Here is a 24,772-nt window from a genome sequence, read left to right on the forward strand (position 1 = left end):
CAGCTCCGTTTCACGTGAAACCTCGTGTCCCACGAAGCGCGTAAGAGATTCGAGACCTCGCGATCGAGACCACCTACGCCGAGGCAGTCTTGCCCGTGAATCCGACTGATCGACCTGTGCGCGCTGGGGATGCCGACGGAGTGCGTCCGTCCCTGCGCCAGGTTTGCAGAGTCTGTCCGTGATGCGTGCGTGCGATCCGCGCTCATCCGACGTCGGCGCCGCTCCTCCCCCAACGTGGATGGCCTGCGTCGCTATTCAGGCACCTGCCGGGTGCCGCTTCTGATGGCCGGTCGCAGCCCGTGGTCGTGGCCACTCGATGTGCCACTACCGGGGGCCTCCGGCGACGGGGGGGCTTGTCGGGACACCTCAGCGTCGCCTCGCTCGAGGTCGCCGCCCTGGTCGCCCATAGCGAGCGGGGCTGCGAGGTCCTCCCCCGCTCTGCTCAGCAGCATCCCTGCCCGAGCCGGGATGAGCATGGCATGGATGAGGTTCGTGCGTTTCGCAGATGGGTGGGAGCGTCGACGGGTGCTGCGCTGTCAGGAACGCTGCCCAATGCGTCGACCTGGTGAGTCCCTCTGTTTCACGTGAAACACTCGATACCGCGCCCCGCGGCGGTGGCAGCGGCGGGATCGACGCGCAGGTGCTGCTTCGGCGATCACGTGAACGCCATTCCATGGTGACGTGGGACAGCGCGGACCTGAGGTCTGGAGGCCGTTGGTTCGAGGCACGGTGTCGGCCACACCTCGCAGATCGCGTCTTGGGTGAGGTCTCATCGCAGCAGGGTTGGATGGCGCGACCTGACAAGCTCGCCTCGTGGATGGGCTGTTTCGAGCGGGCTGGGAGCCACTCGAACGGTCTCGAGCCGCGGGTCGCAGATCCGGCATGGGCTTAGATCGATACACGCCAAGCCGGGCGCGCGACAGTCCGTTGATCCGTCAGTTGGGGCAGATCCCCCGTCCTGGTCGCCGAGGAGAAACGCGTCCGAACGAGGGGCACTCGAACTGGTCGGACCGCAGACCCGCCTGGATGACAAGGACGTGAAACAGTTCACACGCCCCTTTCGAAGGAGGATGCAGCCCGTGGCCTTCCGCACGGCTTGGCCCAATCCGGTGAGGTCGTTAGAACGCCAGCCGGTCGCGCGGACGATATCCCGCCACGAGGCACACAGTTTGCCGTCGCGTGGGGGGTATCGAAGCCGGCGCATCGATCAGCCTGTTTCACGTGAAACATTCGTCTGCGACAGCCAGCAGTCGTCCACTACCGGAGCGGTCGCGCGCGGCGATGTTGTGAGCGGCATCGCGCTAAAGCCACCCCCACCGCTGCGCCGGAATCCGCGGCCCGCTGAAGCGGGTTCGAAGACCCGTCGCAGGGATTCGTGATCAGTCGACTTCCGCCTCACATGCGCCGTGCCGCGGGAGACATCGGAGACGTGTTTCACGTGAAACGTCAGCGCAGGGAACTGAACAGACGAAGGGAGTCAGCAGCCTGCTGCTGGTACCCGAAACGATTCCCCTCGTCAGCCGTTCCGCGGGGGTGAGGCCCCGCTCACTCGAGGAGCGTCGCCACCAGTTTTGCGCGTCGCGACGGCAGCATGTTGCCATCAATCGACCGCGATCCGAGTGCAGACCGCGTGGGGGCGTTCCACGCGAAACATCCAGGACCGGTGTGTCGCATCACGCCTCAATCAGGAACCTCGACCTCGGTCCGTCCAGTCAGCGGTCCGACAATTGGTGTGGGACTTCGGTGGGGTGCTTGACGAGGCGCGTACTCACTCCGCCTGGCCGTATAGTCCGCTTTGGATGGCTGTGACGCAGGCTCGTATAGCGGCGGAATCAGAATGCGCAGCTCGCCCGGGCCGGGAGTCTCTGGCGGGTGATGGGCATCCGGCACCGGGAAGGGTGGCGCATTGGGTGCGCCAGGCATTCCGCACTCGTGTCGGGTGCGTGACGAGCACGCGTAGGCCCGGTCGACCCGAGAGAAGAAGATCGGACACGCCCGCCTACGAACATCCCGCGCGACAACACGCACGCGCACTGAGTGTGATGTCTTATGGTCTTTCCCCCACGGTCCACGAAGCCGAGCGTCGTGGACATGGTTCTCTCCGAGCGGCACTCCGCATTCGGTGCATTGCGAAGAAGCTCGTCACACGCGCGTACTGACCAGACAAAACTGAGATCGCGGATCGCCGTCAGTGCGTGCGGACGTGGCGTCCGGACGTGTGGGGCACATTGCCTCGTGCGCTGTGCCAGCGCAGGATCGCGACATCCCCGAGTGCGGATGTTTCACGTGAAACACCAGGCGCCCATCGGTGCTCGGATGATCGGTACGCGACGATCCCTGCAAGGTGGAGTCGTTTGCTTCCAATCCCCTTGGTGTGGGCGGGTCAGTCGGGCTCGTCTGACAATTCGAAGGAATTGCACCGAGCAAACTCAAATCAGTCTCTCCCCCACAGTGGCTCTGGCAGCGGCTCACAACTAATCGGTCGACAGGTACAGCCGGTGTCAGCGTAAGGGCAACGGGCCGTAGCCGCGGCAGCATGAACGACGAGCTCCCGGGCTACGCGGTAGCAACGCTAGGGGCATGGCGCCCGAGCCCGACAGATCGCCCAGGCCCGTGGACGCTCTTTGTACCCAATGTCGGTCGTACACGATGGACCACCCGCCGGCCGGAGGTGCGGGCAGCGTCCGCTCTCGATGTGCCCTGTCATCTCCAGGGGTGACGCACTTCGGAGACGACGCGTCGGCAGTGGTCTGCGATAGACCGGCACCCCGAAACGCTGGTACCCACCACCCCTTCCGAACTGACTCGGAGTCAGGTGGGGACACTGAGCTAGCTCTGATGCTTATGACGCAGCGGATCGGACCTACGTTTCACGTGAAACATCGACCACGTTCCCCGATTGAGCGCTCTCGTCGACGCACCACCCCGGCGCTGCAGCCCGTCCGAAGCCCAAGGTCCGGCCGTCAATGCCACCGCAACCACGGCAATGTCGGCGCCCGCGGGTAGACTGACCAAGTTGGCGATGGGAAGGTGTGTTTCACGTGAAACAGTCCGATGAGGCAGCCACGCCGTCATCTTTCGAGGACTCCCCTATCGCCCGCGAGATCGCGAATCTCTCTGCGCGACGTCGGGCACTCGAAGAGGCAACGTCCAAAGTCGAGCTGTCGGGTCGGACCCGTGTGTTCACGGTGTCGAATCAGAAGGGTGGCGTCGGCAAGACGACCACCGCTGTTAACATCGCGGCGGCTCTCGTCTCGGTCGGCGCTCGCGTTCTCGTGATCGACCTCGACCCGCAGGGAAACGCGTCCACTGCCCTCGGGGTCGCCCACAACGCCGAGACGCCGAGCGTCTACGACGTGTTGATCGACGAATTCCCGCTCGCTGACATCGTGCAGGTGAGCCCCGAATCGCCGAACCTGCTGTGCGCCCCCAGCACGATCCACCTCGCCGGGGCCGAGATCGAGCTGGTGTCGCAGGTCGCGCGCGAGCATCGTCTGCGCGGCGCGCTCCGCGACTACCTGGCGATCGAAGACAACCACCTCGACTTCGTCATCATCGACTGCCCGCCGTCGTTGGGTCTTCTGACGATCAACGCCTTCACCGCTGCTGATGAGGTCATGATCCCGATCCAGTGCGAGTACTACGCGCTGGAGGGCTTGAGCCAGCTGCTCGGTAGTGTCCAGATGATCCAGAAGCACCTGAACCCGGGTCTGCACGTGTCGACGATCCTGCTCACGATGTACGACGGACGCACCCGACTCGCGCAGCAGGTGGCAGAAGAGGTGCGATCGCACTTCAGCCACGAGGTTCTCAACACCGTCATCCCCCGTTCTGTACGCGTCTCTGAGGCGCCGAGCTTCGGGCAGACGGTCATCGCGTACGATGGCCAGTCAGCGGGCGCCATTGCCTACCGCGAAGCGGCGGTCGAGATCGTTGCCCGCGACACTGAAGAGAAGGATTCCTGATGGCGAAGAGGACCGGACTGGGCCGCGGTATCGGCGCTCTCATCCCCACGGCGGAACCGTCGGAGTCCCGACCCGTCGACGTGTTCTTCCCCGGAGCGAGCACGACGACGAAGGAATCGTCAGAGGCCTCCCCCGCAGGTGACTCCCCGGCCGAAGATCTCGTCACGGTTCCCGGTGCGCGTCTGGTGCACATCGATCCCAAGACGATCGTCCCCAACCCACGACAGCCGCGCACCCACTTCGATGCCGATGATCTCGCGGAACTGGTGCACTCCGTTCGCGAATTCGGTGTGCTCCAGCCCGTCGTCGTGCGCGACAAGAAGGACGGGACCTACGAGCTCATCATGGGTGAGCGTCGTACGCGAGCGTCGAGGGAGGCGGGTCTCGAGACGATCCCCGCGGTCGTCCGAGACACCGACGACGAGTACCTCCTCCGTGACGCGCTGCTCGAGAACCTCCACCGGTCGCAGCTGAACCCTCTCGAAGAGGCGTCGGCGTACCAGCAGCTGCTCGAAGACTTCGGGATCACCCAGGAGGAGCTCGCGACGCGCATCGGCCGATCGCGCCCTCAGATCAGCAACACGATCCGCTTGCTGAAGCTGCCCGTCCCCGTGCAGCAGCGTGTGGCCGCCGGCGTCCTGAGCGCCGGGCACGCGCGTGCCATCCTCTCGCTCGACGACGCCAAAGAGATGCAGAAGCTCGCCGACAAGATCGTCAACGAAGATCTGTCGGTGCGGGCCGCGGAGGCGGCGGCGAGGATGCCGGGTGTCGCCCCCGTTCGTCAGAAGCCGCAGGCAGGAACGCGTCGCGCCGGCCTCGATCAGGTCGCCGAGCGACTCGGCGACCGGTTCGACACCAAAGTCCGAGTGTCACTGAACGCCAAAAAAGGCCAGATCAGCATCGATTTCGCGAGCATCCAGGATCTGAACCGCATCCTCGGCGTGCTCGGCGAAGAAGGATACACGGGCTGAGGGCCTCATCGCAGCCCGGCGTCACGCGGCGGGTGAACGCACCCCGGCCCGCGATGTCGGTGGGTCGACGTACGCTGGATGAGTGACAGCGAACGATGACAACCTGCGCCGTCGCGCCAGCCTCGAACTTCTGCGCGCGGAAGCGTCGGACGAGCTGGCCGTACTGATCCACGAGCGTCTTCGCGGCGGCGAAGATCCGTGGGATTTCATGGAAGACCTGCCGAGCGTCGACGAACTCGTCGTTCTGACCCTCCGCGCCGAGAACATCGCCGAGAACGGCGGGGTCCGCCCCAATCGCTCGCGCAACTATCGTGTGCTCCGGCAGATCTCCCTCGACTATCCACCCCTCACACGCGCTGTGTGGCGCATTCTGGGCGACGAAGAGCCGCACCGGCGTTGGGACGCCAGCGTGCGCCTCGACGCGTCGTAGAGGCCCACAGCGCCGCGCCGCGCGATGCGCGGGGTTCCCGGCATCCGGAACCTCTCCCGCAGGCGGCTGAAACGACGAATCCCCCGGCACCGAAAGGCACCGGGGGATTCGAGGAAAACAGGTCAGCCGAGGAAGGCTGCGAGGTCCTGCTCGAGGGCGTACTTCGGCTTGGCGCCGATGATGGTCGTCTTGACCTCACCGCCCTGGAAGACCTTCATCGCGGGGATGGAGGTGATCTGGTACTTCATGGCGAGATCGGGGTTCTCGTCGACGTTGAGCTTGAGGACGGTGATCTTGCCCGAGTTCTCGCTCTGGATTTCGTCGAGCACGGGTGCGACCATGCGACACGGTCCGCACCACTCAGCCCAGAAGTCCACGAGAACGGGTCCGTCGGCCTGCAGGACGTCCTGCTCGAAGGTCGCGGAGGTCGTCGCCTTGGCGGTCATGTGATTTCTCCTTAGATGAGATGTCAGTGTGTGAAAACGCAGGTGAACGCGTTTTTGTTCCTCAGACCACGGCGGCGTCGGGGAGGCCCTCGATCGGGCTCTCGGCGACGGCGGGCTCACCGGCCTCACCGCGCGCGGCGAGGAAGTGCTCCACATCGAGAGCCGCGACCGTGCCGCTGCCGGCGGCCGTGATGGCCTGGCGGTAGGTGGGGTCGATCACGTCACCGGCGGCGAAGACACCCTCGACCGACGTGCGCGACGAGCGGCCGTCGACCCAGATCGTGCCCTGGTCGGTCAGCTGCAGCTTGTCGTGCACGAGGTGCGTGCGCGGGTCGTTGCCGATCGCGACGAACAGCCCGTCGAGGGGCAGCTCGCGCGTGGTGTCGTCGACGGTCGAACGCAGGCGCACGCCGTTGACGGCCTCGTCGCCGAGGATCTCGTCGACGGCGCTGTTCCAGATGAACTCGATTTTGGGGTTCGCGAAGGCACGTTCCTGCATGATCTTCGAGGCGCGCAGCGAGTCCTTGCGGTGGATGATGTAGACCTTCGACGCGAACTTCGTGAGGAAGTTGGCCTCTTCCATCGCGGAGTCGCCGCCGCCGACCACGGCGATCGTGCGGTCGCGGAAGAAGAATCCGTCGCAGGTGGCGCACCACGACACACCGCGGCCCGAGAGGCGCTCTTCACCCTCGAGACCGAGCTTGCGGTAGGCGGAGCCGGTCGCGTAGATGACCGAGACGGCCTCTTCGACCTTTCCGCTGCCGAGCGTGATCTTCTTGACGGGGCCGTCGAGCTCGAGCGAGACGACGTCGTCGTAGAGCACCTGGGCACCGAAGCGTTCGGCCTGGGCCTGCATCTTGGCCATGAGGTCAGGGCCCTGGATGCCGTCGGGGAAGCCGGGGAAGTTCTCGACCTCGGTGGTGTTCATGAGGTCGCCGCCGGCCTCGACGGAGCTCGCGACCACGAGGGGCTCGAGGTTGGCTCGGGCCGCGTAGATGGCGGCCGTGTAGCCGGCGGGGCCGGATCCGATGATGATGACGTGACGCACGGTAGCGCGTTCCCTTCGTTGATTCCGCCCGATGAAACCCATGCTAGCCCCGTGGTATTCCGCGTCCTCGGGGGTGGCGCGGAAGGCTCAGCGCTTGGGCAGGAAGCGCCGACCGAGCGCGAGCGCCGGTGCGAGTTCGGGGGTGCGGAAGATCGCCAGGATGCCGATGTACACGGCCAGCACGACCGAGCCTACGAGCGCCGCTCCCAGCGCGCCCGTGTAGATCGAGTCCGACACCCAGCCGGTGGGACCGCCGCACAGCAGCAGCACTCCCCAGCCGGCGCCCGCGGCGGGGATCGCCGCACCGATGAAGCGCAGGAGGGGTGGCATCCATTCGCCGATCCTGATCCCTCCGAGACGACGGTGCAGGATGATCGTCGCGATGACCACCTGGACGAGGCTCGACAGCGCCTGACCGAGCGCGACGGTGGCCGCGAGCTGCGACAGGGGCACGAGGCCCGCCGACACGGCCCCGCCCGCGGCGAGGGCGCTGAGGGCGACCAGGCCCCCCTGCACGAGCGTGAAGAAGAACGGCGTCCGCGTGTCGTTGTAGGCGTAGAACGTGCGCTGGACGACGAACAGCACCGCCAGCGGCAGCAGACAGACCAAGAAGCACAGCAGCACGGGAGCGGCGGCGAGGGCTTCGGCCGAACTGTTGGTGAAGATCCGCGTGGCGGGGACGGACGCGACAGCGAGGGCGGCCGTCGCGACGACGATGAAGAGACCCAGTACCCGGATGCTGCGGACGATGTCGGTCTTGACGTCACCGTCGCGTCCGGCCGCGGCGTGCTCGCTCAGCTGCGTGAAGTACGGCGTCCCGATCGAGAGCACGATGATCGAGTACGGGAGCATGAAGACGAGCCACGCGTTCTGCGACGCGAGGATGGCCGGGCCCGTTCCCGAGGCGCCCGAGAGCACTCGTGTCTGCACGATGCCCGCGAGCTGGCCGACGATGACCATCAGGAAGGTCCAACCGGCGAGACGGCCGATGTGGCGCAGGCCGACGCCGCGCCAGTGGAAGTCGGGACGCAGCTGCAGTCCGGCCCGACGCCAGAACACCAGCAGCACGACGGTCTGCAGCACGATGCCGCCGGTGGCGACCCCGCCGAGCAGGCCGATCATCGTGGGGGTCCACTGGACCACGTCGGGGCTCGGCCCCCCGAACAGCAGGAGGAAGAGGCCAAAGCCGGCGATCGAGACGAGGTTGTTGACGATCGGGGCCCACGTGTAGGGCCCGAAGACCTTCCGCGCGTTCAGGATCTCGCCGAGCAGCGCGTACAGGCCGTAGAAGAAGATCTGCGGGAGGCACCAGTACGCGAACGCCGTGGCGAGGGCGATCTGGTCGGGCTCGACCTTCGACGGGTCGATGTAGACCGTGACGATGAAGGGCGCGGCGACCATCGCGATCGCGGTCGCCGCGAGCAGGATCACCGTTCCGAGGGTGAAGAGCTTTGAAACGAAGGCGCGACCGCCGTCGGCGTGGGCTGCGGCCTTGACGATCTGCGGCACGATCACGGCCGTCAGCACGCCCGTCGAGATGACCGTGTAGATGTTGTTCGGCAGCTGATTGGCGAGTCCGAACGCGTCGCCCGCGGCGCTGCCGACCGAGCCGACGATCGCGACGAGCACGACGATGCGCAGCAGGCCGCTGACGCGGGACACGATCGTGCCCGCTCCGATCAGAACGCTCGCCCGTCCGATACTGCTCACGGGTGGGTCTCCTGCTCGGTGGGGTTCTGCGCGGGGGTGGGTGGGTCGAGGTCGTGGTCGGCGTCTTCGGCCGGACTGCGGCCGTCGGCATCCGGGTCCTTCGCCCCGATCCCATCGACCGGAGCGTCGTCATCGGGGTCGGCCGCACCGGACTGCTCTTCGGGACGGGTTCGCCGGCGTCGCGCGACCGTGCGCACGACGCCGAGGGTCAAGAAGCCGACGATGAGCAGGATGATGACGATCAGCCCGATGCTCTCCCACTCGGCGCGCACCTCGACGTCGACCGCCTGAGGGGCGCCCACGGGTTCTCCGGTGGGGCTGTACAGCTGGAAGTCGACGCTGACCTCGCCGTTGGCGATGCGGGCCTCGACGGGCACCTCGACGCGCGTGTTGGCCGACGCCTGCGCGTCGACGGTGGTGCGCTCCTGCACGCGCAGACGGGCGTCGTTGGTGCGGACCGCGAGCACGACGGTCACCGGCCACGGCAGGTCGTTGCGCACCCACGGTCGAAGCGGGGCGCTGGAGGAGACGAGACGGAAGTCCGACGACAGGATGCCGACCGAGTCGAGCGTCGTGTTGGTCGCGGCGCGGTGGTCGGCCACGGCCTGGCGGGCGGCGTCGCCGGTCCACGAGGAGCTCGTGACCTGCAGCACCTCGGCGCGCTCGCGTCCGGTCAGTAATTCGGGCTGGTCGAGGATCGTCGCGAACCGGTCGATCGTCTGCTCATCACCGACCAGGTCGGCGATGTCGGTGACCCGCGCGGCGTCGACGGTGGGAGCGCCGAGTGAGATCTCGGATGCCGGGAGCGACGACACGTCGCGGAGCGTCGAGGCCGCGAACCCCGGGGCGGAGGTCGCGAGCCCCAGGGTGGCGCGCAGGCTCACGCGCGAGCGGTCGGTGCCGCGGTCCAGCACGGCGAGGACGGGCTGACCGCCCGTGGTCGCCCGCGCGACGAAGAGGTAGCCCTGGGCGGCGGCGAGGGAGGCGCTGCGGCTCGTGGTGTCGTTCTGCCCGGCGGCGGCGGCCATGGCCCGCGACACCTCGGCGTCGTAGACGGGCGTCGACACTCCACCGACGCTCGCGGCCGCCTGGCGGGCGCCGCCGATCACGCTCGACGAGGGCACGAGCACGTGCGAGGGCTGCTCCGCGGTACCCAGAGCTCCGAGCGCGGCGACGGTGTCCGCTCCTGCGGAGCCCGTCACCGGCCAGTACACGCCCGACGTCGCGGTGCCGATGTCGAGCAAGGTCGACAGCGAGGGGTACGAGGGCTGGCCCGGGGTCGAGCTGGGCGAGGGATCGGGCGTCGAGACGGCCGAGACGGCGGGAGCGGGCTGAGTGAAATCGGCGGCCGCCATGTAGCCGAGCAGCGACGTCGGCTCGAGAGGAGCCGACAGGCCGGCCCGCAGCTGCGCCGCCACGTCGGAATCGCCGAACTGCAGGGCGAAGCGGTCGTTCGGCAGCTGCAGCAGACGCTGCAGCCACGACACGGCGGTGGGCGGAGCCGCCGAACCGAGCACGCGGATGGCGGCCGGGATCGCGGGATCGATCGCGAGGGTGGCGGTGGTGCCGTCGACCGCGTCGAGCTGGGCCGAGAGGGCTCCGTCGACGGCGGTCAGCTCGGCGAGCTCGTTGGCGGTGAGCAGGCCGCGCGTCATCGGAGCCGCCGTGATCGGCACGACGAGGGCGATGGGGGTCGCGGGCGCACCGTCGGCGGGGATCACGACGACGCTCGTCGCCGTGAGCGAGCCCGTGGTGACGAGCAGGGGGTACACGCCCGCGGCGAGACCGGCCAGGGCGGGGTCGGTGGCAGCGACCGACAGGGTGGTCGTGGCCTGCGAGCCGGAGGACGCGGCATCCATCGATCCGATCGCCACCTGCTGCACGCCGGCGCCGGAGGTGTCGCCGCCGAGCCAGCGGTCGAGGGAGGCGTCATCGCCGAGGGGCGTGCGACCGAGCGACAGCACGAGCGGGGCGACGGAGGTGTCGGATGAGCCGGCCGTGACGGTGACCACCACGGAGAGCGCTTCACCCGCCCGAAGCACGCCGTTGCCGGCCGGAGCCGCGGCGATCGTCGCCGGGCTGGCGGATGCCGAGGGAGACGGGGTCGGCGTCGCGGCTGCGGCCGCAGAGGCCGGAACGGCCATTCCGACCGCGAGAGCGCCTGCCGCGAGGGTCGCCAGCAGCCGGCGCGTGAGGGAGCGCCGCGGCACGGGTGAGCCCGAGGGCTGGGAGGTCACGGTCATACGATCGTCGGTGGAACGAGGGGGCCTCGTACCGCCTGCGAGTCTAGGCCCGCCTCCCTTCGAGCCCCCCGATAGCCTCGCGCAGACGGTTGAATGGACCGGTGCTCCCCGAACCCGATCCCCAGCTGTGCCAGGCCCTCGCCGACGACCTCCGTGAGGCGGGCTACGCCAGCGCCGCCCTGCGCGACGCGTGGGGCGCTCAGGCCGACGACGCGGTCGCGCGGGGCCTGCGGCGCCCGGCCCAGCGCGCGCTCGGTGAGCGCACCGACGCGCTGGCCGTGCTCGGGCGCCTGTGGGGACTCGGTTTCGCCGTCGACCGAGCGGATGCCGAGACCGCGCTCCCCTCGCTCGGTGTCGACGGCGCCGCGGCTCTGGGTCTCGTCCGCGCCGAGGGCGACGAGGTCGCTCCCGCCGTTCTCGTGCGGCCGCAGGCCTTCGCCGACGACGAGGGAGAGGTCGAGTGGTGGATCGCCAGTGACCTGGATGAGGCCGCGCTCGAGGGTCCCCTGCCCGAAGACCACGTGCTGGGCGTCGGCGGAGCCTCTCAGACCCTCGCCCGCCTGCAGCTGACCCGACGCGGGGGCACCGCCCTCGATCTCGGCACGGGTTGCGGCATCCAAGCCCTCCGCCTCCGGCGGCTCGTCGACCACGTCGTGGCCACCGACATCTCCGAGCGCGCCCTCCGCTTCACCCGCTTGAACGCCCTTCTGAACGGTGTCGACGGCATCGAGACGCGGCGGGGGTCGCTGTTCGAGCCGGTGGCGGGCGAGACGTTCGACCGCGTGGCATCCAATCCCCCGTTCGTCATCACGCCACGGGTCGAGGGTGTTCCCTCGTACGAATACCGCGACGGCGGCATGGAGGGCGATGCCCTGGTGGCGGCGGTCATCACGGGGGTGGGTGAGAACCTCTCGCCCGGTGGGGTCGCGCAGTCGCTCGGCAACTGGGAGTACCGCTGGGGCCAGACGGGCCTCGACCGCATGCGCGGGTGGGTCGGGTCGGAGATGGACGCGTGGGTGATCGAGCGCGAGGTGCTCGATCCGCTCGCCTACGCCGAGCTGTGGGTGCGCGACGGTGGCACGGTTCCCGGAACCCCGGCCTACGCCGCCCTCATCGACGCGTGGCTCGACGACTTCGCACGTCGGGGCGTCACCGGTGTCGGATTCGGCTACGTGTTGCTGCGCCGGCCGCTCGCGGGCGCGCCGACCCTCGCGCGCTACGAGCGCGTCGCGGGCGGGGGCGAGGCGGCCTTCGGTCCGCACCTGGCCGCCTGCCTCGCCGCGCACGACCGCGCGGCTCTCATGGACGACGACGACCTCGCCTCGGCGGTGCTGAAGGTGTCGCCCGACGTCACCGAGGCGCGCCATCACCGTCCGGGCGAGGAGGATCCCTCGGTCATCGAGCTGCGCCAGGGCGGCGGGTTCGCGCGGACGATCGAGGTCGACCCCGCTCTCGCGGCCCTCGTCGGCGCGTGCGACGGAGACCTCGCCGTGGGCGTGCTCGTCGACGCCATCGCGCAGTTGTTGGAAGTGGATGCCGTCGAGCTGCGCGCCGACGTGCTGCCGCGCGTGCGCGAGTTGCTCGTGACCGGCTTCGTGTCGTTCGCCGACGCGTGAGCAGCAGCCCGTGGCCGTGAGGCGCCCCGGTTAGGCTCGAAGGCATGCTGAACATGGTCGAGAGCCTCGCGCGCCTCGAGGAGCTCGCCGCCCACCCCGTGGTCGCGACGCTCGCTCGCGTGTTCGCCGACGCCGGGCGCGATCTGGCGATCGTGGGCGGTCCGGTGCGTGACGCGCTGCTGGGTCGTACGACGCACGATTTCGACTTCACCACCGACGCGCGTCCCGACGAGATCCTCGCTCTGGTCAAGCCCGTGTCGAGCGTGCAGTGGGATGTGGGCCGCGCCTTCGGCACCATCGGCGCGAAGGTGAAGGGCGAGCAGGTCGAGATCACGACCTACCGCGCCGACAGCTACGACGGCGTCACCCGCAAGCCCACCGTGGAGTTCGGCGACACGCTCGAGGCCGACCTCAGCCGCCGCGACTTCACCGTCAACGCGATGGCGCTGCGCGTTCCCGCACGGACGCTGGTCGATCCCACCGGAGGCGTCGAGGACCTGCTGGCCGGTCGCCTGCGCACCCCGATCGACCCCGCCGTGAGCTTCGGCGACGACCCCCTCCGTATGCTCCGCGCGGCACGCTTCGCCTCGCAGCTCGATTTCGCGGTGGATCCGGACACTCTCGACGCCATCGCCGAGCTGCGCGGCTCGCTCGAGATCGTGAGCCCCGAACGCATCCAGGCCGAGCTCGTGCGGCTGCTGCAGACGGATGACCCCGTCCGCGGCATCCGGGTTCTCGTCGAGACCGGTCTGATCGAGGAGTTCCTGCCCGAGGTGCCCGCTCTGCGCCTCGAGGTCGACGAGCACCACCACCACAAGGACGTCTACGAGCACTCGCTCACCGTGCTGCGCCAGGCGATCGCTCTGGAGAAGAAACGGCATCCGGATGCCGCTCCCGACGTGCCCCTGCGCCTGGCCGCCCTGCTGCACGACATCGGCAAGCCCGCGACCCGGCGCCTCGAGGCGGGTGGAGGGGTGACCTTCCACCACCATGACATCAAGGGTGCGCGTCTGGCGCGCAAGCGGCTGCAGGCTCTGCGGTTCGACGCGGCCACGACCACCGTCGTCACGCGACTGGTCGAGCTGCACCTGCGCTTCTTCGGCTACGCCGAGGGGGCATGGACGGATGCCGCGGTCAGACGATACGTGCGCGACGCCGGCGACGAGCTCGAGCGCCTGCACATCCTGACCCGGGCCGACGTGACCACGCGCAACAAGCGCAAGGCCCAGCGCCTGGCATCCGCGTACGACGACATCGAAGCCCGCATCGCCGCGCTGCGCGAGCAGGAGGAGATCGACTCGATCCGCCCCGAGCTCGACGGCAACCGCATCCAGGAGGTCCTCGGGCTCACGCCCGGTCGCGAGGTCGGCGAGGCCTACCGCTTTTTGCTCGAGCTGCGGCTCGACGAGGGCGTGCTCGGTGAGGACGAGGCCGAGAAGCGCCTGCGCGAGTGGTGGGCGGCGCGGGGCTGAGCCCGTTCCTTCACCGGTCGGTGGTTGTCGGCGCGACCGTTATGCGGATCTCGTGGGTGACACGCCGGCGGTGGACGACGGCTGACGGCGTGTCACCGGTCTGATCCGCACGACGGTACATGCCCGATCCGGAATAAGGCGCTGCAGCGGCGCCCGGCACGGCATTCGGGAGCCCCCACTCCCCCGAAGATCCGCCCCGGGCGCCCGTCTCACTGAGGCCGATCGCCATCGTCGTCGGCCTGGCCGAGGGCCTCGAGCACGAGGTGCGTCAGGTCGATGCTGATGATGAGCGGCTGATCGGTCACGGGGTCACCGCCTGCGTGGGCTGCGCTGCGGGGGTCGCTTCTGTACTGGGCGTCGGCCCGGGGGTCGGGGCCGCGGATGCGGAGCGGTCGCCCTGCGGCAGAGGCTGCACGCGGTCGAACGGGAACGCGGGAAGCGTCGCGGTCGCCAGGTCGGTCATGGCATCCCAGGCCCAGTCGTCGGCCGGGACCTCACGCAGCGGGTAGACGTTCCACAGCGGCGCGGCGCCCGGGTAGGAGTCGGCGACGGGAACGGGGCCGCCGCCCCCGGCGAAGTAGGCGTCGTAGGGCTCGGACGATCCCACGCCGCCGATCGTGCGCAGCGGGTTGCCGTCCTGGTCGAAGAGCTGCACTCCCGTGATGGGGTTGCCAGCGGTGTCGTACGCGTAGATGTTGCGGATCCGCTGACCGTCGACGGCCAGTCCGGGCGTCGCGTCCGCCGCCTGCGGAGCGTCCACCCAGCCGACGAAGAGTTGCGTGAGAGCCGTCGAGAGCGAGCCCGCGAACATCGGCACCGCGATCACGGCGATGACGGTCAGCGTGGTGCGCACCACCCGCAGCCACGCGAATGGCGCCCAGCGACCCCTTCCCCACTGCACGCTGACGAGCAGGCAGGCCAGCAGGATCGTCCACGAGACGGGGTTGTAGCTCAGCGTGAGGATCGCGTCCAGGATGCCGCCCGTGCCGGGCCGCGGCATGAAGGCGAGGAAGAACCAGAGGTAGAACACGACGCCGCGCAGCACCCACCACGCGGGCCGGAGCGAAATGAGCAGGTCGAGCAGCCAGGCGCCGACCGCGGAGGCGCGGACCCGGTCGTGCAGCTCCGTCCAGCCGCGGCGCACGTCATTGACGAGGGCGAAACGCTTCTTCGGGGTGTCCGCGGATCCGCGTTCCGGAAGCCCCGCGGCCGCGCGCAGTTCGGCGGCGTAGGTCGCGGCATCCGGAAGCGTGAACTCCTCGCCGGCCTCGCTCGCCTGGTCGGCGAGGTCGGCTTCGAGACCGTCGAGCAGGTCGTCGACCTCGTCGAGAGGGAGGTCGTCGAGATGCGAACGGACGGCGGCGGCGAAGGCGCGGATGTCGTCGTGGACGGTCGTGGTGATCATCGTGCGTCTCCGATCGTGCGCAGCTTCGGGGCGGGAGTGGTGTCGTCGAGCAGGCTCGTCATGGCCGATGCGAAGTGCGTCCAGCTGGTGCGCTGCGCATCGAGCAGCTCACGGCCCTGCGGATTGATCGCGTAGTACTTGCGGTGCGGCCCGCCCTCCGACGGCACGACGTAGCTCGACAGTGCGCCCGCGGAGTACAGGCGGCGGAGCGTGCCGTACACCGATGCGTCGCCGACCTCGCCGAGCCCCGCCTCGCGTAGGCGCCGCACGATGTCGTACCCGTACCCGTCGTCGTGCTGCACGACGGCGAGCACCGCGGCGTCCAGCACCCCCTTCAACAGCTGCGTCGTATCCACGCGGCCCCCTTCGCTTGTCTGCCACGGACAGTACCACGCAGTGCGCAGTAGTGCGTAGTGCGAAACCGCTTCTTCTCGCCGCGCTCACCCGGCGAACACACCGAGGGGGTGGCATCCATGATCCGGATGCCACCCCCTCGAGGTTCGCGTCAGGGCACGACGACGGCGCGGCCGCGCACCTGCCCCTTGTGCAGCTTCGCGTACGCCTCGACGGCACCGTCGAAGCCGTAGCGCTCGACGTGGACGCCGACCGCGCCGCTCCGGGCGAGATCGAGCACCTCGATGAGCTCGCTGCGCGTGCCCCAGTACGGAGCGCGGACCGCCGCGCCCATCGGCGTGGAGAAGAAGCCGGCAGGCATGATGCCACCGCCGATTCCGACGATGTGGATGAAGCTGTCGATTCCGGCGACCGCGCGCGCAAGGTCGATCGTGGGCTGCACGCCGACGAAGTCGAACACCGCCGTGGCGCCGAGTCCGTCCGTGAGCTCGCGGATGCGCTCCGCCGCATGCTCGTTGGAGTTCACCGTGTGGTGCGCGCCGACTTCGCGGGCGAGGGCCAGCTTGTCCTCGCCGAGGTCGACGGCGATGACGGTGGCCTGGGTGATCGCGCGGAGGATCTGCACGCCGACGTGCCCGAGCCCCCCGACGCCGATGACCACGGCGGTCGCACCGGGGTACAGCTTCTCTTTCGCGGAGACGATCGCGTGGTACGGCGTGAGTCCGGCATCGGTCAGCGACACCGTCTCGACCGGATCGAGGTCGCCGAGCGGGGCGAGGTGCCGCGGGTCGTCGACGATGACGTACTCGGCCATGGCGCCCGGGCTGCCCAGACCCGGAGGGGTGATGCCCATCTCGGCCGCGTAGGGGCAGTAGTTTTCGGCGCCCTGCGCGCACGCGTGGCAGCGCCCGCAGCCCCACGGGCCGTAGATCGCGTAGGCCGCGCCGATCTTCACGCCCTCGACGCCCTCGCCGAGTTCGTCGACGATGCCCGCGCCCTCGTGGCCGAGCGTGAGCGGCAGGCCGTAGGTGTACTGGACTTCGGGGAGGTCCATCACGAACCAGTCGGAGTGGCAGAGACCCGCCGCGGTCACCTTCAGACGCACCTGGCCCGGGCCCGCGTGGGGCTCCTCGATCTCGACGACCTCGGGTCCCTTGCCGATCTCGCGGTACTGCACAGCCTTCATGGCGTTCCTTTCTGTCGGTCCTTCCACCGTGCTCTTCTCGCCCACTGGCGGCAACCGGGGTTGACGGCGTATCCGCGGAAGCACCCCGTGGAGGCTGACCCTCCCGCCCGCGTGCCGCCCGACCTACACTGGACCCACCTCCGTCACCGCCGATGGGAGTCGTGTGTCCTCTCCATGGTCGCGACCGGCCGTTTCCCCCGAGACCTCGGGATTGCTCATCGCGCGCGCTCACGAAGAACTCATCGCCGGCAACGAGGACCGCCGGCTGAACGACGTCCGCCCCCTCGTGCAGGAGTCGTGGCGGCGCTCACTCGCCTCGCTCGTCGGTCCCGAGGGACTGCCCCCGCTCGATCTGACGACCGACGAGCTCGAGGCGTACCGGCAGGGGCATCCGCTGGCCGGGGTAATGGACATGATCCGCTCGCTGCTGCTGCCCGGCACGGCCGAGGAATCCGGCGTGGTCGTCGCGGTCGGAGACGCCGCCGGACGCCTGCTGTGGGTCGAGGGCGACCGGCACATCCGCGCGCTGACGGGCGACATGGGCTTCGTCGCCGGAGCCAACTGGTCGGAAGACGCCGTCGGCACCTCGGCCCCCGGAACAGCCCTGACCCTCGATCGCTCGGTGCAGATCCGCGGCGCGGAGCACTTCAACCGCCTCGTGCAGCCGTGGTCGTGCACCGCCGCGCCCGTGCACGATCCCGAGACCCGGCGACTGCTCGGCGTGATCGACGTCACGGGCGGAGTCGAGGCCGTGACCCCTCAAGCGCAATTGTTGGTGGATGCCACGGCCCGGGCGATCGAGAGCGAGATCCTCGTCGCACGACTGCGTGCGCAGCAGGCTCCTCCCCCGCGCCGGTCGGCGCCCGCGCGGGCCCTCCTGCGCATCCTCGGACGGGATCGCGCGCTGCTGGAGGCCGGAGGGTCGACCCTCGAACTGAGCGCGCGGCACGCCGAGATCCTGCTGCTGCTGGCGATGCACCGCGAGGGACTCTCGGCCGAGGCGCTCAGCGAAGCCGTGTACGGGCACCCGGCCGTCGAGACGCTGCGGCCCGAGATGGTGCGTCTGCGCCGCGCGCTGGTGCCGACGGCTCCGCAGCTGGTGCCGCAATCGCGGCCGTACCGCTTGGTTGATGGCCTCGAGACCGACGCGCAGCACGTGCTGTCACTGCTGGACCGCGGGGCGCACAGGGTCGCACTGGCTGCATATCCGGGCCCGGTGCTGCCCGAGTCCGACGCGCCCGGGGTGGTCGAGGTGCGCGAATCGGTGCGCTCGGCGTTGCGCGAGGCCCTCATCGCCGAGGCGGGGGTCGATGTGCTGCTCGCCTACGCCGACACCCTCGACGGGCGGGACGACGGCGAGGTGCTGCGGCTGTGCCTGTCGATGCTCCCGGCTCGATCTCCCAAGCGCGCGGGACTCGTCGCCCGCATCGAGAGGCTCGATCGCGACTGAGGCCCGCACCCGACCCCGCGGGTTCGGAGCCCGATGTCGGAGGCCCTCGTTACTCTGAACATATGGACGAAAAAGCGCTCGACATCTTCTCGGCAGCCCGCGCCCGTCGCGACGTGGGGCGCATCCGCGAGGCACTGGCCGAGGTCAAGGCGGGCGATGTCGCCCGCGTCATCGTCCGTTCACCGCGCTACGGCCTGTACGCGCTCGAGGGCACCGTGCGCATCGGCGTGGGCGGGCAGCCGCTCGTCGGCGACGTCATCCTCGCGACGAGCTCCGAGATCCAGCGCATCGACCTGGGCATCGAGGCGCCTCAGCCCGCGCTCGAGGCCGACGTCGTCGATCCTTCGACCCTCCCCCACGGCACGCCCGTGCGCGTGACCTTCCTCACGCCCACGCACCAGACGTTTGCCCTCACGGGGCCGATCACCGCGGGCAACGACCGCTTCCTGCTCGTCGGCAGCTGGATCGTCGCCGACGACCGCGCGATCGCGCCGCGCGTGCAGAGCATCGAGCGCCTCGACGACGTCGACCTGCACGAGGTCAACGTGCCCCCGCTGCGCTCGGTGCTCGCCGACGCCGACGCCTAGACCGCGTTCACTCGAACGGATGCCGTGGCCCGAGGGTCGCGGCATCCGTCGTTCTGTCCGGGCGTCCCGCCCGCGTGTGCGTCGAAGCCGCTTTCATTCGTCGACGACGCACCTGTTTGGCGTCGATCTCGTGCGGTCTCGTCGAACGAATGCGTCCTGAGCGCACGCACGCTCGCCCGCGCAACCCGATGCAACCTCCTGCGGCGTACCGTCGGCGCATCGCCGCCCGAAGCCGACGCGGCGACTCATGACCGTCGAAGGAGACACGCATGACCATCGTCGAAGAAGGCGTCTCGAGCGTCTACGCCGCTCCCGGAACCCGCGGGGCCGTCGCCGAGTACCGCTCGCGTTACGGGCACTACATCGGCGGCGAATGGGTCGAGCCGCACAGCGGGGAGTACTTCGAGAACATCACCCCCGTCACCGGCAAGCCGTTCTGCGAGGTCGGCCGCGGCGACGCGCACGACATCGACCGCGCCGTCGAGGCCGGGTGGAAGGCGTTCGCGTCGTGGAAGAAGACCACTCCCGCCGAGCGCAGCGTCATCCTGAACAAGATCGCCGACCGCATCGAAGAGAACCTCGAGAAGATCGCCGTCGCCGAGACGTGGGAGAACGGCAAGCCGGTGCGCGAGACGCTCGCCGCCGACATTCCGCTCACGGTCGACCACTTCCGCTACTTCGCGGGCGTGCTGCGGGCGCAGGAGGGTTCGCTCAGCCAGCTCGACGAGAACACGGTGGCGTACCACTTCAACGAGCCGCTCGGTGTGGTGGGTCAGATCATCCCGTGGAACTTCCCCATCCTCATGGCCGCATGGAAGCTCGCCCCGGCCCTCGCCGCGGGCAACTGCGTCGTGATCAAGCCGGCCGAGCAGACGCCGGCATCGCTGCTCTTCCTGTTCGACATCATCGGCGACCTGCTCCCCGCGGGCGTGGTGAACATCGTCAACGGCTTCGGCATCGAGGCGGGTGCGCCGCTCGCTCAGCACAAGCGGATCCGCAAGATCGCCTTCACGGGTGAGACCACGACCGGCCGCCTGATCATGCAGTACGCCTCGCAGAACCTCATCCCCGTGACGCTCGAACTCGGTGGCAAGAGCCCCAACGTCTTCTTCGAAGACGTCGCTCTGCACACCGACGACGCCTACTACGACAAGGCGCTCGAGGGCTTCACGATGTTCGCGCTGAACCAGGGCGAGGTCTGCACGTGCCCCTCGCGCTCGCTGATCCAGCGCTCGATCTACGACCAGTTCCTCGGCGATGGCCTCGAGCGCGTGAAGAAGGTGCGCCAGGGCAACCCGCTCGACCCCGAGACGATGATCGGCGCGCAGGCCTCGAACGACCAGCTCGAGAAGATTCTGTCGTACATCGACATCGGCAAGCAGGGTGGGGCGAAGCTGCTCACGGGCGGTGAGCGCGTCGACCTCGGCGGCGACCTCTCGGGCGGCTACTACGTCGCCCCGACAGTGTTCGAGGGCACGAACGACATGCGCATCTTCCAGGAGGAGATCTTCGGGCCCGTGCTGTCGGTCACGTCGTTCGACGACTTCGACGATGCCATCTCGATCGCGAACGACACGCTCTACGGCCTGGGCGCGGGCGTCTGGGCACGCAGCGGCGACACCGCTTACCGCGCCGGACGCGCGATCGAGGCGGGCCGCGTCTGGACGAACACGTACCACCAGTACCCCGCGCACGCGGCGTTCGGTGGATACAAGCAGTCGGGCATCGGTCGCGAGAACCACCTCAAGATGCTCGACCACTACCAGCAGACGAAGAACCTGCTCGTGTCGTACGCCGACGGGGCGATGGGCTTCTTCTGAGTCGCAGCGGCGCCGGGGCTTTCCCGGCGCCGCATCCCCATGTCCCACTTTTGGTCTCCTGAGGACCCTTCAGGCGACCGAAAGTGGGACATCGTTCGAAAGGAACGGGACATGGCCGAGCTTTCCCGCGTCGACGTGACGGATGCCGCGGCTGCGCTGCTGCGCGAGCTCACTGTCAAGCACGGGCCGCTGATGTTCCACCAGTCCGGCGGATGCTGCGATGGCAGCTCCCCCATGTGTTACCCCGTGGGCATGTTCATCACGGGGCCCAGCGACGTGCACCTTGGCGATATCGAGGTCGGTCTCGACGACCCCATTCAGGTCTACATGTCGGAGTCGCAGTTCGAGTACTGGAAGTTCACGCACCTGACGATCGACGTCGTCCCCGGTCGTGGCGCGGGCTTCTCGGTCGAGGGGCCGACGGGCATGCGCTTCCTCATCCGCTCCCGGATGCTGACCGAGGAAGAGGCGGAGGCGTTCGGGGTGGGTGCCGACCGCTAGAGCCACCCACGCTCCACAGCGACCCGCACGGCATCCGCCCGATTCCGCCCGCCGGTCTTGCCGATCGCGCTCGACAGGTGGTTCTTCACCGTGCCCTCCGAGAGGTGGACGGTCCGCGCGATGTCGGCGATCGTGCCGGCGTCGCGCGCCGCGGCGAGCACGTCGGTCTCCCGCTCGGTCAGCGGCGAGTCGCCCTGCGCCAACGACTCGGCGGCGAGAGCGGGGTCGACCACGCGCAGTCCCTGGGAGACCCGCCGCACCGCGTCGGCGAGCTCGGCCGCGGGGGTGTCCTTGACGACGAAGCCCGAGGCGCCGGCCTGCATCGCCCGCGCCAGGTAACCGGGGCGTCCGAAGGTGGTAACGATGAGGGCACGGCATCCGGGAACTTCCGCACGCAATTTCGCGGCGGCGGCGATCCCGTCGATCCCGGGCATCTCGATGTCGAGCAGCGCGACGGTGGCCTCCGACGTGCGCGCTGCCTCGACCACCTCGTCTCCGCGACCGACCTGGGCGACGACCTCGATGTCGGGCTCGAGTCCGAGCAGGGCGGCGAGGGCCCCGCGCACGAGGGCCTGATCGTCGGCGATGAGCAGTCGGATCACCACGTCACCTTCACTTTGAAGCCGCCCAGGTCGCTGCGACCGATGGTCAACCGCGCTCCCGAGGTCTCGACGCGTTCGCGGAGTCCCGTGAGTCCTGAGCCGGTGGATGCCGTGGACGCCGGGCCGCACCCGTCGTCGGCGACCTCGATCGAGCGGTTGTCGAGTCGCACGCGGCAGGCGCTCGCGCCGGAGTGGCGCACCACGTTGGTGACGGCCTCCCGCACGACCCACCCGGCGAGTTCTCGGCGATCGGCGGGCACCTGGTCGGTGGAGCCGGGGAGGTCGGCGGAGACGCCGGCGCTCTCGAGCGCCGCGCGGGCCGCGGCCAGCTCGCCGCTGATGCTCACGCCGCGATACCCGTGCACGGTCGCGCGCACGTCGGCCAGCGCCCCGCGGGAGAGGCCTTCGATCTGGGCGATCTCGTCGCGGGCGGCCGGGGAGCCGGCATCCATCAGTCGTCCTGCCAGTTCGGCCTTGACGGTGATCACCGTGAGCGAGTGTCCGAGGATGTCGTGCACATCGCGGGCGACGCGGCCGCGCTCTCGTTCGGCGGCGAGTTCGGCGATCTGCTCCTGAGCCGCGCGCAGGCGCTCGAGGGTCGAGATGTTCTCGACGAAGCTGAACATCATGATCGAGATCGAGAGGATGATCGCCGCATTCAGCACACTCGTGAAGGCGTCTGCGCTGTCGAGCTCTCCGACGATCAGCGACAGCGCGCTGAGCGCGGGAATGACCAGCCAGGTCGTTCCCCGACCCATCGCCGACACCGCGAAGGCGACGCCGACGAACGTCCACAGCCACCGGATGTCAGCGCCCAGCCACGGGATCAGCGTCAGGCTGAGCCCGAGAAGCACCACCGAGGGGATGACCCGTCGCGTCCTCGACGCGGTATTCCGGGCGTAGGGGACCGTCGCCAGGAACACCGCCGCGAAGACCACGACCACCCCGGTGCCGATGAGGTGAGCGGAAAGGCTCGGCTCTTCCCAGAGTGCGACGAGCGTCGGGTACGTCCAGATCAGCGACAGCGACGCACCGATCAACCAGCCCCGCTGGAACGGACGGCGGCCCGGAACGCGGGTGCGCTCCGGGCCGGTCGTCGTGCTCACGTGGTTCACCCTAGGCGTGTCAGCCGCGACGCGTGTCGCGACGGAAGAAGTACACGGTGCCGGCGATGAACACCGCGAGCCAGACCACCGCGTTGACGAGGCCGCCGAGGTCGAAACCGTCGCCGGTGAGGGGCGACCGGGCGAGTTCGCCGATGCCGTAGACGGGCGTCAGCTTGCCGATCACCTGCAGGAAGTCGGGCATCGACGACAGGGGGAAGAACAGCCCGCCGAGGAACGACAGCAGCACCACCGCGAGGCTCGTGATCTGCGCCGCGTTCTCGCCCGGCACCATGTAGCCGACCATCAGGCCGAGGGTGGTGAAGACGGCTCCGGCGAGCACCCAGGCTGCGAGACCCGTGACGATCCACTGCACCGGGGCGAGCTGTACGCCGGCTCCGGCGGCGACGGCGTAGGTCGCGATGACCGCGACCAGGCCGAACATCATGCCCGCGAGCATCTTGACCACGACGTTCGAAATCGGGTTGAGGGGCGTGAGCCGCAGCTGCCTCGACCAGCCCTGCGCGCGCTCGACCGCGACCGAGGCCCCGGTCTGGGTCGCCGACATCATGGTTCCGTACATCGCCATCGAGACCATGATGTACGCGGCCACCGACACTCCCCCGGACGCCAGCGGTGTATCGGTCAGCGGAACGTCGAGCGTCTGGAACCCCACGATGAAGAACATCAGCACGGGGAACGCGACGGTGAAGAGAATGCTGCGCGGATTGCGCAGCTTGCGCACCAGTTCGATGCGCAGGTAGGTCAGCGTGAACCCACCCATGGCGGGCAGCGGGCGGTCGAGGGCGATGGCGGTCATCGGAGTGCTCCCGTCGGGACGAGGTCGGATGCCGAGGGCTCGGCAGTGAGCGTCAGGAACACGCTCTCGAGATTCTGGGCGGTGATCTCGAGATCCCGCGCCGGGGTGGAGGTGAGCAGGTGACGCGCGAGGGCGTCGGAATCCCGCGTGTGCACGGTGATGCGCTCGCCGGCGGCCTCGACCGAGTCGACGCCCGGGACAGCCGCGAGGGCCGTGAGGTCGGCATCCGGAAGCGTCACCTGAACGACCCGCCCCGAGACGAGGTTCTTGATCTCGGTGGTGCTGCCGTCGGCCACGATCTGCCCGCCGCGCATCAGCACGATGCGGTCGGCGTACTCGTCGGCTTCGTCGAGGTAGTGCGTCGCGAACATCACGGTGCGTCCGCGCGCGGCATCCGCTCGAATGGCGCTCCAGAACGAGCGACGCGCCTCGACGTCCATGCCGGTGGTCGGCTCGTCGAGGATCAGCAGCGCGGGGTCGCTCACGAGTGCCATCGCGAAGCGCAGACGCTGCTGCTCACCGCCCGAGCACAGACCCACCTTGCGGCGGGCGAGGTTCAGGATGCCGGCACGCTCGAGGGCCTCGTCGACGGGACGCTTCTCGGCGAACAGGCTCGCCGTCAGCTCGACCGTTTCGCGCACGGTCAGGTCTTTGAGCAGCCCGCCCGACTGGAGAACGGCCGAGACGAGGCCGCGAGCGACGGCGCCGCGAGCGCTGTGGCCGAACACCTCGATGCTGCCGGCGTCGGGGTTCGTCAGGCCCAGAATCATGTCGATCGTGGTGGTCTTGCCCGCGCCGTTCGGGCCGAGGAAGGCCACGATCTCGCCCGGTCGGACGGTGAGGTCGACGCCGCGGACGGCGTGGACGGAGCCGAAGCTCTTGACGACGCCCCGCGCGTCGATCGCGGCGGGGGTGGGGGTGGAGGAGGTCATGTGTTCATGCTGGCCGCGGGGCTCCGAGGGCACATCAGCCGGCCGTCACCATTCAGGGGTGACGTTCGTCATGGGTGTCTCGGGTGAACTTGGCCAATCGACGGGTGAATA

The 24,772-nt window shown here is 69.1% G+C and carries 20 protein-coding genes; 9 read left to right on the top strand and 11 right to left on the bottom strand.

Translation table 11 applies throughout. The features are described from left to right. Window positions 1–3,032 precede the first annotated feature (3,032 nt). The 3 genes from RWH43_RS05715 to RWH43_RS05725 all read left to right on the top strand — a co-directional run bounded on the left by RWH43_RS05715 (window position 3,033) and on the right by RWH43_RS05725 (window position 5,366). On the top strand, window positions 3,033–3,965 hold the full coding sequence (locus RWH43_RS05715) for a ParA family protein (protein WP_437127379.1): 933 nt from the start codon (window positions 3,033–3,035) through the stop codon (window positions 3,963–3,965). Beyond that, window positions 3,965–4,936 (top strand): ParB/RepB/Spo0J family partition protein, encoded by a 972-nt coding sequence (locus tag RWH43_RS05720; RefSeq protein WP_316000898.1) that lies wholly within the window; start codon window positions 3,965–3,967, stop codon window positions 4,934–4,936. Before RWH43_RS05715 ends, RWH43_RS05720 begins: the two co-directional genes overlap by 1 nt. A gap of 82 nt (window positions 4,937–5,018) precedes the next feature. Further along, window positions 5,019–5,366 (top strand): tryptophan synthase subunit alpha, encoded by a 348-nt coding sequence (locus RWH43_RS05725; RefSeq protein WP_144830986.1) that lies wholly within the window; start codon window positions 5,019–5,021, stop codon window positions 5,364–5,366. A gap of 122 nt (window positions 5,367–5,488) precedes the next feature. Here the strand turns inward: RWH43_RS05725 and trxA are convergent, their stop codons facing one another. From trxA to RWH43_RS05745, 4 genes are all read right to left on the bottom strand, one after another. Further along, a complete protein-coding gene (gene trxA / locus RWH43_RS05730; protein ID WP_144830990.1) occupies window positions 5,489–5,812 on the bottom strand; it encodes a thioredoxin in 324 nt (107 codons plus the stop codon). Between the two features lie 61 nt (window positions 5,813–5,873). Next, a complete protein-coding gene (gene trxB, locus RWH43_RS05735) occupies window positions 5,874–6,860 on the bottom strand; it encodes a thioredoxin-disulfide reductase (protein ID WP_144830993.1) in 987 nt (328 codons plus the stop codon). An 87-nt stretch (window positions 6,861–6,947) separates the two neighbouring features. Continuing rightward, the gene (murJ, locus tag RWH43_RS05740) at window positions 6,948–8,570 is read right to left on the bottom strand and encodes a murein biosynthesis integral membrane protein MurJ (protein ID WP_154097011.1); all 1,623 of its coding nucleotides are present in this window, start codon (window positions 8,568–8,570) and stop codon (window positions 6,948–6,950) included. Then, a complete protein-coding gene (locus RWH43_RS05745; protein ID WP_316000899.1) occupies window positions 8,567–10,807 on the bottom strand; it encodes a DUF6049 family protein in 2,241 nt (746 codons plus the stop codon). The genes murJ and RWH43_RS05745 overlap by 4 nt, the downstream gene beginning before the upstream one ends. Before the next feature lie 107 nt (window positions 10,808–10,914). Here RWH43_RS05745 and RWH43_RS05750 point away from each other — a divergent pair, with 107 nt between their 5' ends. Beyond that, window positions 10,915–12,429, top strand: a complete 1,515-nt coding sequence (locus RWH43_RS05750) for a DUF7059 domain-containing protein (protein ID WP_316000900.1) — start codon at window positions 10,915–10,917, stop codon at window positions 12,427–12,429. A 44-nt stretch (window positions 12,430–12,473) separates the two neighbouring features. Beyond that, complete coding sequence (locus RWH43_RS05755) at window positions 12,474–13,901, top strand: CCA tRNA nucleotidyltransferase (protein ID WP_144831005.1); 1,428 nt, start codon at window positions 12,474–12,476, stop codon at window positions 13,899–13,901. Window positions 13,902–14,202: 301 nt separating this feature from the next. Here the strand turns inward: RWH43_RS05755 and RWH43_RS05760 are convergent, their stop codons facing one another. From RWH43_RS05760 to RWH43_RS05770, 3 genes are all read right to left on the bottom strand, one after another. Continuing rightward, entirely contained in the window at window positions 14,203–15,306 is a 1,104-nt protein-coding gene (locus tag RWH43_RS05760) for an NHL repeat-containing protein (RefSeq protein ID WP_316000901.1), read from the bottom strand. Continuing rightward, the gene (locus tag RWH43_RS05765) at window positions 15,303–15,662 is read right to left on the bottom strand and encodes a PadR family transcriptional regulator (protein ID WP_144831012.1); all 360 of its coding nucleotides are present in this window, start codon (window positions 15,660–15,662) and stop codon (window positions 15,303–15,305) included. Before RWH43_RS05765 ends, RWH43_RS05760 begins: the two co-directional genes overlap by 4 nt. 149 nt (window positions 15,663–15,811) lie before the next feature. Next, window positions 15,812–16,846, bottom strand: coding sequence for an NAD(P)-dependent alcohol dehydrogenase (locus RWH43_RS05770; RefSeq protein ID WP_316000902.1), 1,035 nt, complete (start codon window positions 16,844–16,846; stop codon window positions 15,812–15,814). Between the two features lie 163 nt (window positions 16,847–17,009). Between RWH43_RS05770 and RWH43_RS05775 the strand changes: the two genes are divergently transcribed. The 4 genes from RWH43_RS05775 to RWH43_RS05790 all read left to right on the top strand — a co-directional run bounded on the left by RWH43_RS05775 (window position 17,010) and on the right by RWH43_RS05790 (window position 21,204). Then, window positions 17,010–18,296 (top strand): GAF domain-containing protein, encoded by a 1,287-nt coding sequence (locus RWH43_RS05775; protein WP_144831017.1) that lies wholly within the window; start codon window positions 17,010–17,012, stop codon window positions 18,294–18,296. A 62-nt stretch (window positions 18,297–18,358) separates the two neighbouring features. Beyond that, entirely contained in the window at window positions 18,359–18,883 is a 525-nt protein-coding gene (locus RWH43_RS05780) for a hypothetical protein (protein WP_144831020.1), read from the top strand. 269 nt (window positions 18,884–19,152) lie between these two features. Next, on the top strand, window positions 19,153–20,703 hold the full coding sequence (exaC, locus tag RWH43_RS05785; protein ID WP_154097018.1) for an acetaldehyde dehydrogenase ExaC: 1,551 nt from the start codon (window positions 19,153–19,155) through the stop codon (window positions 20,701–20,703). Window positions 20,704–20,814: 111 nt separating this feature from the next. Then, the gene (locus RWH43_RS05790; protein ID WP_154097019.1) at window positions 20,815–21,204 is read left to right on the top strand and encodes a DUF779 domain-containing protein; all 390 of its coding nucleotides are present in this window, start codon (window positions 20,815–20,817) and stop codon (window positions 21,202–21,204) included. Here RWH43_RS05790 and RWH43_RS05795 read toward each other — a convergent pair. Genes RWH43_RS05795 through RWH43_RS05810 form a run of 4 tightly spaced genes read right to left on the bottom strand, consistent with a single transcriptional unit; the run spans window position 21,201 to window position 24,661 of the window. Continuing rightward, complete coding sequence (locus tag RWH43_RS05795; protein ID WP_316000903.1) at window positions 21,201–21,806, bottom strand: response regulator; 606 nt, start codon at window positions 21,804–21,806, stop codon at window positions 21,201–21,203. The genes RWH43_RS05790 and RWH43_RS05795 overlap by 4 nt on opposite strands. Then, on the bottom strand, window positions 21,803–22,912 hold the full coding sequence (locus RWH43_RS05800) for a sensor histidine kinase (protein ID WP_316000904.1): 1,110 nt from the start codon (window positions 22,910–22,912) through the stop codon (window positions 21,803–21,805). Before RWH43_RS05800 ends, RWH43_RS05795 begins: the two co-directional genes overlap by 4 nt. A gap of 19 nt (window positions 22,913–22,931) precedes the next feature. Further along, window positions 22,932–23,729: an ABC transporter permease gene (locus tag RWH43_RS05805; protein WP_316000905.1), complete on the bottom strand. Its 798-nt coding sequence runs from the start codon at window positions 23,727–23,729 to the stop codon at window positions 22,932–22,934. After that, window positions 23,726–24,661 (bottom strand): ABC transporter ATP-binding protein, encoded by a 936-nt coding sequence (locus tag RWH43_RS05810; protein ID WP_316000906.1) that lies wholly within the window; start codon window positions 24,659–24,661, stop codon window positions 23,726–23,728. Before RWH43_RS05810 ends, RWH43_RS05805 begins: the two co-directional genes overlap by 4 nt. Window positions 24,662–24,772: the final 111 nt, after the last annotated feature.

The sequence above is a fragment of the Microbacterium algihabitans genome (assembly GCF_032464975.1).
Taxonomy (GTDB): domain Bacteria; phylum Actinomycetota; class Actinomycetes; order Actinomycetales; family Microbacteriaceae; genus Microbacterium; species Microbacterium algihabitans.

Bases quoted from the DNA above. Each gene is read 5' to 3' on its own strand.
- RWH43_RS05720 (WP_316000898.1), top strand. From the start codon at position 3,965: ATGGCGAAGAGGACCGGACTGGGCCGCGGTATCGGCGCTCTCATCCCC.
- trxA (WP_144830990.1), bottom strand. From the start codon at position 5,812: ATGACCGCCAAGGCGACGACCTCCGCGACCTTCGAGCAGGACGTCCTG.
- RWH43_RS05755 (WP_144831005.1), top strand. From the start codon at position 12,474: ATGCTGAACATGGTCGAGAGCCTCGCGCGCCTCGAGGAGCTCGCCGCC.
- RWH43_RS05760 (WP_316000901.1), bottom strand. From the start codon at position 15,306: ATGATCACCACGACCGTCCACGACGACATCCGCGCCTTCGCCGCCGCC.
- RWH43_RS05770 (WP_316000902.1), bottom strand. From the start codon at position 16,846: ATGAAGGCTGTGCAGTACCGCGAGATCGGCAAGGGACCCGAGGTCGTC.
- RWH43_RS05780 (WP_144831020.1), top strand. From the start codon at position 18,359: ATGGACGAAAAAGCGCTCGACATCTTCTCGGCAGCCCGCGCCCGTCGC.
- exaC (WP_154097018.1), top strand. From the start codon at position 19,153: ATGACCATCGTCGAAGAAGGCGTCTCGAGCGTCTACGCCGCTCCCGGA.
- RWH43_RS05790 (WP_154097019.1), top strand. From the start codon at position 20,815: ATGGCCGAGCTTTCCCGCGTCGACGTGACGGATGCCGCGGCTGCGCTG.
- RWH43_RS05805 (WP_316000905.1), bottom strand. From the start codon at position 23,729: ATGACCGCCATCGCCCTCGACCGCCCGCTGCCCGCCATGGGTGGGTTC.
- RWH43_RS05810 (WP_316000906.1), bottom strand. From the start codon at position 24,661: ATGACCTCCTCCACCCCCACCCCCGCCGCGATCGACGCGCGGGGCGTC.